At 51.5% G+C, this 237-nt stretch carries 1 pseudogene; it reads left to right on the plus strand.

Annotated features, from left to right (window positions below):
* A pseudogene (locus ACR9ZK_RS23390) lies at positions 1 to 195 on the plus strand (hypothetical protein); the annotation flags it as partial.
* Positions 196 to 237 lie beyond the last annotated feature (42 nt).

Genomic DNA, 237 nt, shown 5'->3' on the forward strand with positions numbered 1-237 from the left:
GTGCAGGCTATTGCCGCGGCATTCAAAGCCACCGGCGGCAGTGATTCCGCCAAAGCCAGCGCCTGGCTTAAAGCCAACAGCGTCGATACCGTCATGGGCAAAAAAGCCTGGGACAGTAAAGGCGACCTGAAAGTCTCTGATTACGTGGTTTATAAATGGGACGACAAAGGCAAATACCAGGAGGTTAAGGAATAAAGCACTCTTATTTGCCATTTTGAACCCGGGCAGTGCTCACTC

It is taken from the genome of Monashia sp. HAY1-5C (assembly GCF_056755255.1).